Origin of the sequence: Ectothiorhodospira magna, from assembly GCF_900110965.1 — a bacterium.
Taxonomy (GTDB): domain Bacteria; phylum Pseudomonadota; class Gammaproteobacteria; order Ectothiorhodospirales; family Ectothiorhodospiraceae; genus Ectothiorhodospira; species Ectothiorhodospira magna.
The window spans coordinates 1-16,806 of record NZ_FOFO01000013.1; the positions used below are offsets into that span (position 1 = coordinate 1).

Sequence of the window (16,806 nt, forward strand, 5' to 3'; positions counted from 1 at the left end):
GCCGCTGGAATGAGGCGCCCCTCGCGGTCCCAGCGCTGCAGGGTCTTGACCGAAACACCCAGCCGCTTCGCCGCCTTGCCTGTACTCATGGTGTTTTCCATAAGTTAAGAGTACACTATCGTGTATTTTTTGCAAGACTAGATTCTAGCTCCAGGGCCGGGGTCGCCGCCACCAGCGCCACCGGGAACGGCCATCAAGCCACACGCCCCGACCCTCTTCCCCCTGGATCACCCACGGCCCGATCCTGCCGCTGACCACAGCCTGACGCAACGGCTCAAACCAGGTCCGCTCCAGGGTGTTCATGGCGGCCATCCAGGCCTCCACATCATCAGCCAGGACAGCGGCCTGCACATCCTCCAGCACCACCAGCACCGGGCCATGGGTTTTTCCGGTTGCCAACCATGACAGTGCTGAGTCCGGCACAGGATACAAGGGAGTACCGCTCCAACGACAACATCCTGCAAGCAATGCATGGTCACCAAAAGCAGCGTCCCATGATCGGGGTGATGCCAAAACCGGCCAGGCACCGCCTCCCCAGAGCCAAAGGCTGTTCACCGGCAACAGGCCCCGGGCTTCCCTGGCCTGATTCTCCGGCGCATCAAACAGCAGCATCTGCAATTCCGTCAAATCCCGCTGCCAGGCCTGGGCGGCCATGCCCTGGGGTTGCCATGGCCCTACACGCCGCCCCAGCACCTGGGATAAGGGTACCGTGGTCAATCCTGGGTCCGTCTCCAGATAGAGATGCCAATGACCAGGGGCGGCGCTCAGCAGGCGCCAGGGACGGGACTGAAAATGGGTGTTAATCCGGGTGACCAGTGCATCATTCTCGGCGGCGGTCAGGGATGGACCCACCACCTCGGATAAAATCAGGTCATCGGTGCCTACAGTCAGATGTACCGGCTCGGCACGGAACCAGTACCCTTCGGCCATCGCCTCATCGACTGCCAACCGGGTCAAAGCACCCACGGGGGCGGGGGTGTTGGCTCCAAAATAGCGACACAGCAGCGTCTCCAATCCATCAGCGCCACAGGCAACAGGACGCCCCCGTGACCATAACCACTCCAGGGCGGGATAGCGTCCAATATCTCCGTGGTCAATCTGCCACTGGGAGACGGATGTCAACAGCCCCGGCACCAGCAGATGGGGAATCCAGGGTATTTGTCCCTCAGGATTCACGGGATGGCTCCGGGTTACCATCCGTGGGGCGCTCGTCCACCAGATACTGGTCCAGCAGGGCAATAAACGCCGTAATATCCAGTGGCTTGGTCAGATATTCGTCAAATCCCGCTTCAATCCCCCGGCTCACATCCCGTTGGGTCGCATTGGCTGTCAGGGCAAAAACAGGGATCAAGGATGTGATCCTGTCTGTGCGTAAATGCTCCAGCGCCCGATAACCGTTCATACCCGGCATATTGATATCCAGGATAATCAGATCCGGCTGGTGGCTGCGGGCCAGTGCCAACCCCAAATCGGCACCGGGGGCCTGCAACAGGCGGATACCGGGCCGTTTTGCCAGCACCTGGGCCACCAGACGCAGGTTGGAAGGATTGTCGTCCACATGCAGTACGCAATATGAATTCAACGACGGCTCAGTCTCCGGGGCCTGATCTGCAATCTCATTGGCATCCGCCCTGGAGAGGGTCACGGTCTGCGTCGCCGGCAGTTCAAACCAGAACCGGCTTCCCCCTTCCGGGCGCGGCATCACCCCAAGGGTGCCTCCCATCAATTCCACCAGCCTCAGGGCAATGGTGAGTCCGATTCCCGTGCCTTCAGTCAGTACACCTTCATCGGCACCCAGCCGATTAAAAGGCTGGAACAACTCATCGATCCGGCCTGGATCAATGCCCGGCCCGGTATCGGCCACACTCACCTGCAAGGTGTCGGGGGCCATGCCAGGCCGGGTTTCCAGCCAGACATCGCCGCCGGGCTGGTTGTATTTGATGGCGTTGGACATGAGATTGATCAACACCTGTCGCAATCGGGTGCGATCCCCCAGTACCGCATGATGGGGCTGGCATTGCAGATGCAGCCGGATGCTCCGCTCTTCTGCCAATGGACGCAGCAGGTTGATACATTCGCCCAGCACCTGGGACAGGGCCACCGGCTCCAGAGACAATTCGATCCGGCCTGCCTCCAGCCGGGACAGGTCAAGGATTTCGTTGATCAATTCCAGCAGATGCCGACCTCCACGGAGAATTTCCCGCACGTTGTCCTGCTGTTCCTCCCCCAGGGCCGGGTCTGCTTCAAGCAATTGGGAAAAACCCAGTACCGCATTCATCGGGGTACGCAGTTCATGGCTCATGCGAGAGAGAAATTCTGACTTGGCCCGATTGGCCTGCTCCGCTCGCTCCTTGGCTTCATGCCACTGCTGCACAGCCAGATGACGTTCCTCCTCGGCAGTCAGTGCGGCTGCCAACAAGGTCAGCAGACGCTGCTCCTCCTCACTGGCTCGCCAGTTCCGGGTAAATACCACACACAGGGAACCCACCGCCTGGCCCTGACAGTAGACCTTATGTCCAAAATAAGCCTTAAGCCCGTAACGCTGTACCGATGGATCCGTCAGCATATAGGGAGAATCCGTCAGATCCTCGATCATCAGCCATTCCTGCTCGCTGTGGCGGATCAGTCCGTAGCAGATATGACCCTCAGGGTCGTCTTTCATGGGGAGGTCCTGGGGAGCATTCCAATGCCCCAGGGTACAGAGTTCACCTTCCCTGAGCCGATTGTAGAAGGCGGCATCACTGCCAAATAACCCGGCACATAACCGGGTGATGGCCTGCACGTTATCATCGAAGTTGGGCCCCATGCTGGAGAGACATTCCGTCAATCGCATCAACCGCTGCTCGGCCCGCCGGCGATCGGTGACATCCCGCAAAATACCCACCGCATACCAGCCCGTATCCAGATGCAATGCAGAGAGGGACAACTCTACCGTGATCTCACGGCCATCCTTGCAGCGTGCCTGCAACTCCAGGGTACGGCCTGCAACGGTGTCACACCCCTGACGTTCAAATGATGACAGATCGCCCATGATTCCCCGGGGAGCCCCTGGGGGCACAATCATGTCATGGAGATCACGGCCAACGATTTCATCCCTGGAATACCCCAACAGGGTTTCTGCCGCCGGGTTCCAGAACACCACTCGCCCCCTGGGGCCCATCAGAATGATCGCATCCCGGGCCGATTCGGTGATGGAGCGCATCAGGGCACGACTTTTTTCCAGCTCATGGGTGCGCTCCGCCACCAACTCCTCCACGCTCAGATGGCGGGTCCGCATCAATATCACCAGGGAGGTGGCCACCACCGTCAGCAGTAACCCTGTCAATGCCGCCATCCAGACCATATGACCGGGATAGGTATTGAAAAACGCCGGCTTGGCCTGAGTCACCACCACATAACTGCGATCAAACGCCAACAGGGGAGACATCCAGGTAAACCGGTCATGCCGGCCCAGCAGCACCTCCTGATAGTTGACCTGCCCTGCCTCCAGGGGCCAGGGATATTCCGCCAACACCTGGGGGGATTCCCCTTCGCCCTTGACTTCCAGCAAGGTGACACGAAACAGGCTGGACTGCCGATCAAATAGCCCCAGTGCCTTTTCCAGACCAGCCTGCAGGGGGAGTTCTGCCACCACCAGACCCTGGATATACTCCAGGTTGCCGGGAATGGTCATACCAGCAGATAACCGAAACTGCGTGGGCTGAAAAATGGCCACCCCCTGACAACAGCGGTCCCAGACCATCAACTGAATATTGTCGGTCCCCCGTATCCGCCCGGTGTCCAATGCTTCACGCATGGCACGCAACCGGGATGCATCAGATCCCAGATCAAATCCCAACAAGGCCATGGTTTCATAGGGCGGCTCCACAAACAGGGCTGGATAACGGTCTCCGGTCCTGAAGGATGGCCGGGGATCTCCCTGCTCGTCATTTTCCCAGATGACCAAACCCTCCCAGTCTGTGCGCTGCTTGAACAGCTCCAGCGCCTCCGGGGTCTGATCGGTACTAATCTGTGGCGCCCAGGCATAGACATTCACCGCTGACCCGGCAGCCAGGGGACGGGCATAATCGGCAAAGGTACGCCAGTCCAGAACATCCTGGGCCTGGATGAAACGGGCCAGACTGTCCAGATCCTGACTGGTGCGCTGGAAGATACGGGCAATGCTGTCCACCTGGGAAGCGGCCATGCGTTCAAACACGTGCTGCTGCTCCCGCTGTTCTGCATCCCTTGCCATACCCACATAAACCGTGGTCAGCACCAGCCCGGCCAAAGCCACCAGGGCAGCCTCCATATAAACCACCCGACGGCTGCCTGGATGCTGGCCAGGGGAAACATATCGGGCATACCACCCCCCCAGCAACAGCAGTACCACCAGCACCAACCCCGCCACCAGCGGCCAGACCCTGGCCTGATGCACCAGACGCCACCAGTTGGCCGCTGGCAGATCGACGCCGACCACCAATAGCACCTCCCCGGTACGGGGGTGCAATACCGGCGCCAGAGCGCTGATAAACTGGCCAAATTCATCTTGATGGATTGTGGTCGTCAACGCCCGGCCACTGGCCATCACCCAATCCAGTTCTTCAGGGGGAAACCGGTACACAGTCCCCGGAGAACTGGCCATGTGGTCGCTGGACGGATAGCTCTCCGGCCCGAACATATACTGACTGTCCCGGCGAGCCACCGTCCAGATACCCCGGTAGCCAGCGATCTGGGCATAATTGGCAAGCTGGCGATTCAAGGCCAAAAACACAGGATGCTGCTTATCGGTGACCGCAAAATCCAGTTGTGCCACATCCTCCCAGTGAATCATGGCTGCAATCTGCCGGGTCTCCAGCAACAGCCGCTCCCGCTGATCCATTTCAATCACGCCTGCCCGCCAGCCAGATAGCACAATGGCCAGCATGAACAGGCCGGCGACCATCAGACCATAAAGCAACCGGGTATCTATGGGTTTTCCGGCATTCACCATATATCAATGTCTCACAGGGTGAGGGTCCGGACGTCCCGGTCTTGTCACCTGATCGGGATTGGCCAGATGAGCAATCAGTATCGCCAGCACAATCGCCGGCAGGCCGATCAGGGCCGATGACACAAAGAACCAGACCCAGCCGACCTGCTCGACCAAAATCCCGGTAAACCCCGCCAAAAATTGCCCCGGCAAGGTCATGATGGAGCTAAAAAGGGCGTACTGAGTGGCAGTATAGGCACTGTTGGTCAGACTCGACAGGTAGGCGATGAACACGGAAATGGCCAGCCCTCCACTGAGATTGTCCGCCATGATGGCAAACGCCAGACCATATAACTCCGGCCCCAAAGTGGCCAGCCAAGAAAAGGTCAGATTGGTCAAGGGCGCAAGACAAGCGGTGGCGATGAGCATCCGGGTGATGCCGAAACGCATCACCAAAAGCCCCCCCAGGGCGGCGCCGGTCAGGGTCATGGCCAAACCAAAGGCAGCGGCAATATTGGCAATTTCGGTTTTGCTAAAGCCCAAATCCAGATAAAAAGGATTAGCCATGACCCCCATGAAGATGTCGCTGATACGAAACAGGGCCACAAACAGCAGCACCAGCAAGGCTGTCCTGCCATAACGGTACCAAAAATCGGCAAAGGGGCAGACCACGGCACCGATGAACCAGGCAGTCAAGCGACGACGCCAACCCCGATGGGTGGTGCGATCCAGGTAATCCACCACCCGCTGCTCCAGTTGCCGGGTATGTTGATCAATGGCCACTTCCGGTTCACGAATGATCAAGGTGGTGATCACACCCACGGCCATCAGACCAGCCATGACGCCATAAGACAGGCTCCAGTCCCCAACAGCCGCCAGGTGCAAGGCACCAGCGCCAGCAGCCAGCAAGGCCACCCGATAACCAAAGATATAGGCGGCTGCCATGGCCCCTTGCCGGTCCCGGCTCACGGCTTCGATGCGATAGGCGTCGATGGCGATATCCTGGGTTGCCGACCCAAAGGCAGTGAGCACCGCCCAGACAGCCACCAGCCACAACTGCTCACGGGGATCGGTCAGGGCAATGCCCAGCAGCCCAAGGGCAATCACACTCTGGGCCAGGATCATCCAGGCCCGGCGGCGCCCCAACACACGGGTGAGTACCGGCAAGGACATCCGGTCCACCACCGGCGCCCAGAAGATTTTGATGCTGTGGGCCATGCCCACCCAGCTCAAAAAGCCGATGGCGACCAGCTCCACCCCCAGATCCCGCAACCAGGCGGTAAAGGTGCCCCCCACCAGTAACAGGGGCAAACCGGCGGCAAAGCCCAAAAACAACATGCCGATAACCCGCGGATGCCGATAAACGGCCAGGGCGGCACGCCAGTTTCGTGGATGTTGTGGTGGAATGGTCTCGGTCGTCATGGCAAGGCAACGGTCTCCGGGCCAGACCGGGACACAACCTGTCCCTGGGTATCGACAATGTATCACCGGACATAAAAAAAGCCACCCAGACGGATGGCTTTTTCATGATGAAATGGTCGGGGCGAGAGGATTTGAACCTCCGACCACCTGCACCCCATGCAGGTGCGCTACCAGGCTGCGCTACGCCCCGAGAAAGTGCAGCATTATAGACGCTGTTTTTTTATTTGTGAAGCATTTTTTAAAGTGGTTTTTGGCGCAGAATATGGAGGATATCTTCCAGTTCCAATCGCATCTGGCGGATGATTTGCTGGCTCTGGGAAGTATCCTCCCTGGCTTCCTGCCCTGACAATTTTTGCCGGGCGCCGCCAATGGTGTAACCCTGCTCGTAAAGCAGGCTGCGGATCTGGCGGATAAGGATCACATCCTGTCGCTGATAATAGCGGCGGTTACCCCGCCGCTTGACGGGCTGAAGGGAGGGGAATTCCTGTTCCCAATAGCGCAGTACATGGGGTTTGACCCCACACAGGTCGCTGACTTCCCCGATGGTGAAGTAGCGCTTTCCCGGAATGACCGGCAGTTCGCTATTGTTGCCCGCTTCCAGCATAGGATTCGACCCTCGCCTTCAGTTTCTGCCCGGGGCGAAAGGTCACCACACGACGGGCAGAGATGGGTATCTCTTCACCGGTCTTGGGATTGCGCCCAGGTCGCTGGTTCTTGTCCCTGAGCGTGAAGTTACCAAAACCGGATAACTTCACCTGCTCCCCCGATTCCAGAGCGCTGCGGATCTCCTCAAAGAAAGCCTCGACGAAGTCTTTGGCTTCACGCTTGTTGAGTCCGAGTTCTTCATGCAGACGCTCTGCCATCTCCGCTTTTGTCAATGCCATCGATCAAGCTCTGAGGGTCGCCCCAACCTCTTCTTGTAGTCCGGTCACGATATCGTGGATAATCGTATCCACTTCTTCGTCGGTAAGAGTGCTGGATAAATCCTGTAAAATCAAGCCTAAAGCAAGACTTTTTCTCCCTTCCGGCACACCCTGTCCAGTATATACGTCAAACAGGTTCACCCCTTTGAGGGTCTGGTGACCGGCATTTTCAATCACGGCCACCACCTGGGCAGCCGGCAGGGCGGCATCCACCAGCAGGGCCAGATCACGACGGATGGCCGGAAACCGGCTCTGTTCCTGGAATCGGGGCAGATGCCCTTGGCAGACCTTGTCCAGGGACAGCTCGAACAGGAACACCGGCATTTCCAGATCCAGCTCGGCTTCCAGCGCCGGGTTCAGGGCGCCCACCCAGCCCAGGAGGGACTCTCCGTTCAGCGTCAGTTCCGCGCTCTGGCCCGGATGCAGTGCAGGATGGCGAGCGGCCCGCCAGTTCACCTGCCGGTCCAGACCGGCCAGGGCCAGCAGGGATTCCACATCCCCCTTGAGATCGAAGAAGTCCACCGGGCGCTCGGCCTGCCCCCACTGGGCCGGCAACAGGGCACCACAGATCAGGCCGGAGATGACCTTTTCCTGTTTCAGTGCATCGCCTTCGGGCACGAACCTCAATCCCGTCTCGAACAGTCGCACCCGAGTCTGCTGACGATTGAGGTTGTGCCGGGCCGCCTTCACCAGCCCCGGCCAGAGGGTGGTGCGCATCACCGCCAACTCCGAAGAGAGGGGATTGGCCAGCTTGAGCGGTCGGGTATCCGGGGAGAACCGGGCTTCCAGGGCCTCGTCCACAAAACTGAAGGTAATGGCCTCCAGATATCCCAGGTCGCACAGACGGGACCGCAGGCGCCGGGGGTCCACCCGTGCTTCGTCCAGCCAGGTGATATCGGGGCGCACCAGGGGCAGCTGGGAAGGTAGATTGTCATAGCCATGAACCCGGGCGATCTCCTCCACCAGGTCTTCCTCGATGGCCAGATCGAAGCGGAACGAGGGCACCGTCACCTGCCAGGTCTCCCCTGCCCCGCTCACCTGGCACCCCAGCGCCAGGAGGATCTCCCCCATCCGCTCGGGTGGCAGCGTCAGCCCCAGCAGACGACTCACCCGGGCAGGCCGTAGGGTAATGGGGGCCTGTACCGGCACCCGGGATGTCTCCTCGGCAACCGTGGCCGGCCCTGGGGTACCGCCGGCGATCTGGCATAGCAACTGGGTGGCCCGCTCCAGGGCACGCAGGGGCAGCGCCGGGTCCACGCCCCGCTCGAAACGATGGGAGGATTCGGTATGCAGCCCGTGATGACGGGCACGCCCCGCCACGGCCATGGGCACAAAATGGGCCGATTCCAGGAATATATCCTGAGTGTCATCGGTCACGCCGCTGGCCTCACCGCCCATGATGCCCGCCAGGGCCAGCAGCTTGCCTTCGTCGGCGATCACCAGATCATCACCGCTCAAGGTCAGTGGCTGCCCATCCAGCAAGGTCAGGGTTTCCCCGGCCCTGGCCCGCCGCACCACGATGGCACCATCGAGCACGGCCAGATCGAAGGCATGCATGGGCTGACCCAGTTCCAGCATGACGTAGTTGGTCACATCCACCAGGGGACCCAGGCTGCGGACCCCGGCCCGGCGCAGACGTTCCTGCATCCACAGCGGCGTGGGCGCGGCGGGATTCACGCCCCGGATCACCCGGCCAGCATAGCGGGGACAGTCCGCGGCCGCCTCCAGGCGCACCGGAAACATGTCCTCGCAGGCCGCCGGCACCGCCGGCACCTCAAGCACCTTCAGGGGCCGACCGGTCAGGGTCGCCACTTCCCGGGCCACCCCGGCCATGCTCAGGCAATCGGCCCGGTTCGGTGTCAGGTCCACTTCCAGCACCTGATCATCCAGCCCCAGCAGCACACGAATGTCCGTGCCCGCCGCCGGTGCGTCCGGCAGGGACATGAGACCTTCATGGGCCTCGGACAGACCCAGCTCGCGAGCGGAACAGAGCATGCCGAAGGACGGCACCCCCCGTAACTTGGCCTTCTTGATCTTGAAATCACCGGGCAGGACCGCGCCGACCCGGGCAAAGGGGGCGCGCATGCCTACATGCACGTTGGGGGCGCCGCAGACCACCTGCACCGGCTCGCCGCTGCCGTCATCCACCTGGCACACCCGCAGCTTGTCCGCGTCCGGATGAGGTTCCACGGCGATCACATGGGCCACCACCACGCCGGTAAAGTCCGGCGCCACCGCCGTGATGGCGTCCAGCTCCAGGCCCGCCATGGTCAGGCGATGGCCCAGGGCGTCCACCGCCAGGCCGTGATCCACCCACTGACCCAGCCATTGATTACTGATTTTCATGAATGCTCAACCTTGATTCGGAATGGGTTAGACGAACTGGCGCAGGAAACGGATGTCATTGTCGAAGAACAGCCGCAGGTCGTTGACCCCGTAGCGCAGCATGGCCATGCGCTCCACCCCCAGCCCGAAGGCAAAGCCGGAATAACGTTCGCTGTCGATGCCCACATGCCCCAGCACATTGGGGTGCACCATGCCGCAACCCATCACCTCCAGCCAGCCGGTCTGCTTGCAGACCCGGCAGCCGTGGCCGCCACACTGCACACACTGGATGTCCACCTCGGCGGAGGGTTCGGTGAAGGGGAAATAGGACGGCCGAAACCGGGTCTTTAAATCGTTCTGCTCGAAGAAGGCTCGCAGAAAGGCATCCAGCACGCCGCGCAGATGGGCAAAGGTCACCTGCTCATCCACCACCAGCCCTTCCACCTGATGGAACATGGGGCTATGGGTGAGATCCGAGTCGCAGCGATAGACGCGACCGGGGGCGATGATGCGCAACGGCGGCGCCTGGTTTTCCATCACCCGCACCTGCACCGGCGAGGTATGGGTGCGCAACAGGGTGGTGGCATCGAAATAGAAGGTGTCGTGCATCGCCCGGGCCGGGTGATGGGACGGGATGTTGAGGGCCTCGAAATTGTGGTAATCATCCTCCACCTCGGGACCTTCCGCCACCGCAAAGCCCAGCTGCTCCAGCAGGGCCTGGATGCGCTCGATGGTCAGGGTGACGGGATGCAGGCCGCCGGGCTCCTGACGCCGTCCCGGCAGGGTCACATCCAGGGTCTCCGCCGCCAGACGGGCCTCCCGAGCCGCCAGTTCCAGGGCCTCGCGGCGCGCCTCCAGGGCTTCGGCCACCACCTGCTTGGCCTGATTGATGGCCTGCCCGGCCTCCCGGCGCTGCTCCGGCGGCAATGCCCCCAGAGACTTCAACTGTTCGGTGATGACGCCTTTCTTGCCCAGGTAATGCACCCGCAGCTCATCCAGATGGCGCAGGTCGGCAGACGCCCGGATCGCTGTGAGCGCCGCGTCGGTGAGATTGGAAAGGGATTCCACGTGGAGCTTCCGTCGTTGCGTTGAAAACAAAAAGGGGAAAGGCCAGGCCTTTCCCCTTTTGACGTTCCCGCCCCACCATGGGGGGCAGGCCTGCGTCCGCAGTGCTTACGCCAGGGCAGCCTTGGCCTTTTCGGCAATACGGCCAAAGGCGGGCAGGTCGTGCACTGCCAGATCAGCCAGCACCTTGCGATCAATCTCGACGCCGGCTTTGTTCAGACCGTCGATCAGACGGCTGTAGGACAGGTCAAACTCACGGGCCGCAGCGTTGATGCGCACGATCCACAGGGCGCGGAACTGACGCTTGCGCTGACGGCGGTCACGATAGGCGTACTGACCGGCCTTGGTGACAGCCTGCACGGCAACACGATAAACGTTCTTGCGGGCACCATAATAACCTTTCGCCTTCTTCAGCACTTTTTTGTGCTTGGCGTGGGCGGTTACACCTCTTTTGACTCGGGCCATGCTCTAAACTCCTGGGTGACTCGGCTCAGCCGTTGGGCAACATCTGACGCACAGCGGCCACATCCGAAGCATGGATGTGGGCGGCGGAACGCAGGTGGCGCTTACGCTTGGTGCTCTTCTTCGTCAGGATGTGACGACGATGGGACTGGGCACGCTTGAAGGCGCCCGAGCCGGTCTTGGTGAAGCGCTTGGCGGCGCCCCGATTGGTCTTCATCTTCGGCATCTTTGAACTCCGGATGATGTCGCCTGGTTGACGACATGTTGGTCGAGACGCACAGGTGTACCGTGACCCGTGCATCCGTTTTATTATGGCTACCGCTGACTGCTCACTTCTTCTTGGGACTGATCACCATGATCATCTGGCGACCTTCCATCTTGGGGCGCTGCTCCACCGTGGCCAGCTCACCCAGATCGGCTTCAATCCGGTCGAGCAACCTGGCACCCAGCTCCTGGTGCGCCATCTCACGACCGCGGAAGCGGATAGTGACCTTGCATTTGTCACCATGCTCCAGAAAGCGGTTGAGATTGCGAAGCTTGACCTGGTAGTCGCCTTCGTCCGTTCCCGGACGGAACTTGACTTCCTTGATCTGAACCTGTTTCTGATTTTTCTTGGCAGCCTGCGTCTTCTTGCTATGCTCGAACTTGAACTTGCCGTAGTCCATGACCCGGCACACCGGTGGTTCGGCCGTTGGCACGATTTCCACCAGGTCCAGATCTGCCTCTTCGGCAATTCTCATGGCTTCGCGAGTCGGCATGACCCCCATGTTTTCGCCATCTTCACCAATCAGGCGCACTTGGGGTACATTGATCTGCTCGTTTAATCGGTTCTCTTTACCAGCGCTGATATGTCAATCCTCCAAAATGGAATGGCCGCGGCTCGCGGTTTCAAGGGAGAGACGCTGAATCAGGGAATCGATCTCCATCGACCCCAGGTCCCGCCCATCGCGCGTGCGCACGGCGACTGTACCCGTATCCTTTTCCCGGTCCCCCAGGACCAGCAGATACGGCACTCGTTGAAGCGTATGCTCGCGGATTTTAAAGCCGATCTTCTCGTTTCTCAAGTCTACCTGAGCACGGACCCCCTGCTCCCGAAGCAGATCGGCCACCTGACAGGCGTAATCGTCCTGTCGGTCGGTGATGGTGAGCACCTGCACCTGCACCGGCGCCAGCCACAAAGGGAAATGACCGGCATAATGTTCGATGAGCACACCGAAGAAGCGTTCCACGGACCCCAGCAGGGCACGATGGATCATGATGGGCCGTTTGCGGGTGTTGTCGTCCGCCACATATTCCATGTCGAAGCGCTCCGGCAGGTTGAAGTCCAGCTGCACGGTGGAGCACTGCCATTGACGGCCAATGGCGTCGCGGATCTTGATGTCGATCTTGGGGCCGTAGAAGGCGCCACCCCCCTCGTCGACGTCATAGGCCAGCCCCTTCTGCTCCAGAGCCGCCCTCAGGGCAGCCGTGGCATGATCCCAGATGTGATCGGAACCCACCGCCTTGTCCGGGCGGGTGGACAGGTTGATGTCAAAATCCTCGAATCCGAAGGCCTGCAGCACCGCCAGGGTGAGGTCCAGAATACGCAGGATCTCCGCCTCGATCTGGTCCTCCCGACAGAAAATATGGGCATCGTCCTGGGTGAAGCCACGCACCCGCATCAGGCCGTGCAGGGCACCGGACATCTCGCGGCGATACACGGTGCCCATCTCCGCCCAGCGCAGGGGCAGATCCCGGTAGGAACGCAGCCGGTCCTTGTACACCAGCACATGGAAGGGACAGTTCATGGGCTTGAGCTGGAAGGCCTGATGCTCATCCTCCATGGGCTCGTACATGGACTCGGCATAGAAGTCCGCGTGCCCGGAGGTTTTCCACAGTTCCAGATTGGCGATGTGGGGGGTGTAGAGAAATTCGTACCCGGCCCGCTCGTGCATTTCCGCCCAAAACTGTTCGATGGCGCGGCGAATCCGGGCACCATTGGGATGCCAGAATACCAGACCGCCGCCGGCATCCTCCTGAATGGAAAACAGGTTCAGCTCCTGACCGATGCGACGATGATCCCGGCGTTCGGCCTCCGCCAGGCGGTGGAGATAATCCTCCAGCTGCTGCTTGTTGGGCCAGGCGGTACCGTAGATACGCTGAAGCATCTCGTTTTTCGCATCCCCGCGCCAGTAAGCACCAGCCACCTTGGTGAGCTTGAAGGCCTTGAGCTTGCCGGTGCTGGGCACATGCGGCCCTCGGCACAGGTCGATGAAATCGCCCTGGCTGTACAGGGAGATGTCCTCATTGGTGGGGATGTCGGCGATGATCCGGGCCTTGTATTCCTCCCCCTGTTCGCGGAAGAATGCCACCGCCTCGTCACGGGGCATGACCCGACGCTCCACCTTCAGGTCGGCCTTGGCCAACGCCTTCATCTTCGCCTCGATCTTTTCCAGATCTTCCGGATGGAAGGGGCGCTCGTAGGCGAAATCATAGTAGAACCCGTCCTCGATCACGGGACCGATGGTCACCTGGGCGCCGGGATAGAGGGTCTTCACCGCCTGGGCCATGAGATGGGCGGTGGAATGGCGGATCATGTCCAGCCCTTCCGGATCCCGGTCGGTGATGATGGCCAGACGGACATCGTCCTCGATCAGATGGGACGCATCCACCAGGCGATCGTCGATCCTGCCGGCCAGGGTGGCCTTGGCCAGACCGGGACCGATGTCGGCGGCCACCTGGGCCACGGTGACGGGCGCATCAAAGCTGCGCTGGCTGTTGTCGGGGAGGGTGATGACGGGCATGTGGAATATCTCCTGCGCCGGCCTGTACGAGGGGTCGTGCGCTGTTCGTGATGATAGGAAGCATTGTCCCTGGGGGGAAGGCCGCCGGCTCTCGCTGACAGGAGCGAGGGCCGGCGGCAAGTATTGTCCACGGACGAACCTGACAACGGCGCTCAGGCTAACGAAATTGACACAAAATCACAAGTTACCAGGACCAGCGTTCGGGGTTGCTCACCGCCTGACCCTCGCCCAGGGCCTTCAATCCCTTCACACAGCGAATGATCAGCCAGACAAACCAAAACAACAGCACCAGATACCCGATCAGGACAAAACTCAGCAACAGACCCACAATCATGTACACCAGCCCCATCCAGAAGGTACGGATCTGGAAATCGTAGTGGGTCCTCAGCCAGCCGCTGCTGTCACCCCGGTAGACGTAGGCCACGATGGCGCCGATCAACCCCGTCAGACCGACGATGGGCGAGATCAGATACAATACATAGATGATCTTCGGCATCAGGGTCTGATCCTTGCCCGGCGCTCCACCCGCCGTACTTCCCGAAATCTCCGACATGCCTGGTTCTCCCATGAGTTTGAGATGACACCACCGGCCAGCCCTTGCGGTCGGCGGAAGGACACAGGATACCATCGAGCCGTTCAGTCGATCAGATCCATCCGCAGCTTGCCGGCGGCCTCCCATTCCCCGAGGCGCCGGGCCGCCTGATCCGGCGTCATCCCCTCACGGCTCGCCAGACTCCGGGCCAGGGTCGTTCGCACCCCTTCCCCCAGGGTCCGGGCATTGCCGCAGACGTAGATCACCGCGTCCCGGTCCAGCACCCAGTCCATCAGTGCATCAGCCGCGTCACTCAGCCGGTCCTGCACATATCCGCCGCCGTCCGGATCCCGGGAAAACACCGCATCCAACCGTTCCAGATACCCGTCCCGATGCCAGGCTTCCAGTTTCTCACCATGAAAGAAATCCCCCCCGCGCTTGCGATTGCCGAAGATCAGCCAGGCGGGTCGGCGGGATTTCCGTCGGGCCTGCTCGGCGATGAAGCCAATGAACGGGGCAATCCCGCAACCGGCAGCCAGCATGATCATCGGTCGTTTCGGATCCTCGGGAGGATTGAAATCCGGATGGGCACGCCATTGTCCCTCCAGCACGTCGCCCTCCTTGAGCTGTCGGCACAGCAGACCCGAGGCCTTGCCCAGCCGCTGCGTCCCATCCGCCTCCCGATGGGTCACCAGAGCCACGGTCAGCAGGATCGAATGTGGATCATCCTCCGGCGTACTGCCGATGGAATAGGGTCGCGCCGGCTCACCGACACCAGGCCGCACCAGCAGCAGATCCCCCGGCCGGTACGCCAGGGGCGCGGCGCTTTCAAACCGCAGGCTCCAGACCTCATGGGTATCCGGGTCGGTCGGGTCATTGAGCTGGCGACGCTCCCGCAGGGTCAGCCGCACCGACTGATCTCCCTGGGGCGCCGCCACGTCTCCCAGCCCCATACCCAGCAGGGCGGCCACCTGATCCAGCCACCGACGCCAGTCCGCCGCCGGATCTCCGTCCACTTTCACCATGGGCAACGCTTCCTCGCCTCCGGCAGCCATCAGGGCCGACCGCAATTGCTCCCCCCCCCGACAGAAGTGGGTATAACCACGATCCCCCAGGGCCAGGACGGAAAACCGGCAACCGGCCAGATCCGCCCCCTCCAGGGCCTTGAGAAACGAACGGGCCTGTTCCGGCACCTGTCCTTCCCCCGCCGTGGATGCAATCAGAAACACCTGACGAAATCCCTTGAATTCCACCGGCGACAACCCCGCCACCGAAGCCTGCATCACTCGGGCACCTCCCGCCTGCAGGGCCTGCCGGGTCAGATCGGCAAGCCGGGCTGCGGTCCCGGTCTGACTGGCATAGGCCACCAGAATATCCGCGTCTTCGTCACCACTGCGGCGGCGACCCTGACGGATACGGCGAGCCCAGGACCAAAGCCCTGTCACCATCAACCCCATCAACACAATAGACGCCAGCAGATTCAGCAAGCCGGACCAGGCACCGGCCCAGGTGCCTTCATGCAGGGATGTCACCAACCCTGGAAAGCGATCCTGCCGGATCACCCCATGATGGCTCACCATGTAGACTGCCTCGCCGACAGAATCCACACCTTGCACCGCTGCCGCCGAATTCTTGAAACGATCCACGGCCCTGACACCGGACAAATCACCAGCGGCCATGGCAGCCTCAATGGCAGGTGCCATGCCCATACGCCGATCATCTGGATGCTGTGGCGGCAACTGGGGGGTGCCGATGTGCAAGGACATGAGAATCCCGGTCACCGAGACCATCAGCACCAGCGGCAGGGCGATCCAACCGCCCACCCCATGCCAGCCCATGAGAGTCCGGCGCAACCGGGGCCAGGCCAGAAAGGGGCCGACAATGATCACCAGCACCATCAGGTAGGTGGCGATCTCCACCACGATGGCAGCATTGAGCAATAAATCCTTGTGCAGATGCTTGACAGTATTAAAGAAATCACCCTGCTCGCCGCGAAGGGCCAGCGCTTCCCCGGTATCCAGATCGAAGGCCTCAAACCGGGAGCGGCCCTGCTGACGAAACTCCAGCAATACCACTCCGCCCTCTTCCACCACCACAGACCGCACCCGCTGCCCAGGGTCCACCTGATCAAGCAATTGCACCAGCGCGGCAGCATCCGCCGGCGCACTGGCCGCAGGCCCGGAACGCAAATCATCGAGAACAGGATCAAAGGATAAAATCGCCCCGGTGACGATGATAAGGGCGAACAAGGGAAAAAGGATCAAGCTCACCCAGCGATGCAGCCAGCGGAGCACCTCTTTAAAGTGCAAAGACATCAGGAAAAAATCCTGCCGGATTGAGTAC

Annotated in this window: 14 protein-coding genes and 1 tRNA gene; all 15 read right to left on the minus strand. The window is 61.0% G+C overall.

Going from position 1 to position 16,806, the window contains the following annotated elements:
• The coding region (locus tag BMX62_RS13380) for a MerR family DNA-binding transcriptional regulator (RefSeq protein WP_143339676.1) at nucleotides 1-101 on the minus strand (101 nt) is incomplete at its 3' end.
• Between the two features lie 43 nt (nucleotides 102-144).
• Nucleotides 145-1,176 carry a hypothetical protein gene (locus BMX62_RS06500; RefSeq protein ID WP_090206186.1) on the minus strand — a complete coding sequence of 344 codons (1,032 nt, stop codon included), beginning with the start codon at nucleotides 1,174-1,176 and terminating at the stop codon, nucleotides 145-147.
• A complete protein-coding gene (locus tag BMX62_RS06505) occupies nucleotides 1,166-4,972 on the minus strand; it encodes an ATP-binding protein (RefSeq protein WP_090206189.1) in 3,807 nt (1,268 codons plus the stop codon). The genes BMX62_RS06500 and BMX62_RS06505 overlap by 11 nt, the downstream gene beginning before the upstream one ends.
• A 3-nt stretch (nucleotides 4,973-4,975) precedes the next feature.
• Nucleotides 4,976-6,373: an AmpG family muropeptide MFS transporter gene (locus tag BMX62_RS06510; RefSeq protein WP_090206192.1), complete on the minus strand. Its 1,398-nt coding sequence runs from the start codon at nucleotides 6,371-6,373 to the stop codon at nucleotides 4,976-4,978.
• Between the two features lie 113 nt (nucleotides 6,374-6,486).
• A tRNA-Pro gene (locus tag BMX62_RS06515) sits at nucleotides 6,487-6,563 on the minus strand.
• A gap of 48 nt (nucleotides 6,564-6,611) precedes the next feature.
• Nucleotides 6,612-6,977 carry a MerR family transcriptional regulator gene (locus BMX62_RS06520; protein WP_090206195.1) on the minus strand — a complete coding sequence of 122 codons (366 nt, stop codon included), beginning with the start codon at nucleotides 6,975-6,977 and terminating at the stop codon, nucleotides 6,612-6,614.
• Nucleotides 6,955-7,257 carry an integration host factor subunit alpha gene (gene ihfA, locus BMX62_RS06525; RefSeq protein WP_090206197.1) on the minus strand — a complete coding sequence of 101 codons (303 nt, stop codon included), beginning with the start codon at nucleotides 7,255-7,257 and terminating at the stop codon, nucleotides 6,955-6,957. The genes BMX62_RS06520 and ihfA overlap by 23 nt, the downstream gene beginning before the upstream one ends.
• A 3-nt stretch (nucleotides 7,258-7,260) precedes the next feature.
• Nucleotides 7,261-9,642 (minus strand): phenylalanine--tRNA ligase subunit beta, encoded by a 2,382-nt coding sequence (gene pheT / locus BMX62_RS06530; RefSeq protein WP_090206199.1) that lies wholly within the window; start codon nucleotides 9,640-9,642, stop codon nucleotides 7,261-7,263.
• A gap of 27 nt (nucleotides 9,643-9,669) precedes the next feature.
• A complete protein-coding gene (gene pheS, locus BMX62_RS06535) occupies nucleotides 9,670-10,689 on the minus strand; it encodes a phenylalanine--tRNA ligase subunit alpha (protein ID WP_090206202.1) in 1,020 nt (339 codons plus the stop codon).
• Between the two features lie 105 nt (nucleotides 10,690-10,794).
• Nucleotides 10,795-11,151 (minus strand): 50S ribosomal protein L20, encoded by a 357-nt coding sequence (gene rplT, locus BMX62_RS06540; protein WP_090206205.1) that lies wholly within the window; start codon nucleotides 11,149-11,151, stop codon nucleotides 10,795-10,797.
• A 25-nt stretch (nucleotides 11,152-11,176) separates the two neighbouring features.
• Entirely contained in the window at nucleotides 11,177-11,374 is a 198-nt protein-coding gene (gene rpmI / locus BMX62_RS06545; protein WP_008931335.1) for a 50S ribosomal protein L35, read from the minus strand.
• A gap of 103 nt (nucleotides 11,375-11,477) precedes the next feature.
• Entirely contained in the window at nucleotides 11,478-11,996 is a 519-nt protein-coding gene (gene infC / locus BMX62_RS06550; RefSeq protein WP_090206208.1) for a translation initiation factor IF-3, read from the minus strand.
• A 3-nt stretch (nucleotides 11,997-11,999) separates the two neighbouring features.
• Nucleotides 12,000-13,931, minus strand: a complete 1,932-nt coding sequence (thrS, locus tag BMX62_RS06555; protein ID WP_090206211.1) for a threonine--tRNA ligase — start codon at nucleotides 13,929-13,931, stop codon at nucleotides 12,000-12,002.
• 184 nt (nucleotides 13,932-14,115) lie between these two features.
• The gene (locus BMX62_RS06560; RefSeq protein ID WP_202906224.1) at nucleotides 14,116-14,484 is read right to left on the minus strand and encodes a DUF4870 family protein; all 369 of its coding nucleotides are present in this window, start codon (nucleotides 14,482-14,484) and stop codon (nucleotides 14,116-14,118) included.
• Between the two features lie 83 nt (nucleotides 14,485-14,567).
• Nucleotides 14,568-16,778: a PepSY domain-containing protein gene (locus tag BMX62_RS06565; RefSeq protein WP_090206213.1), complete on the minus strand. Its 2,211-nt coding sequence runs from the start codon at nucleotides 16,776-16,778 to the stop codon at nucleotides 14,568-14,570.
• Nucleotides 16,779-16,806: the final 28 nt, after the last annotated feature.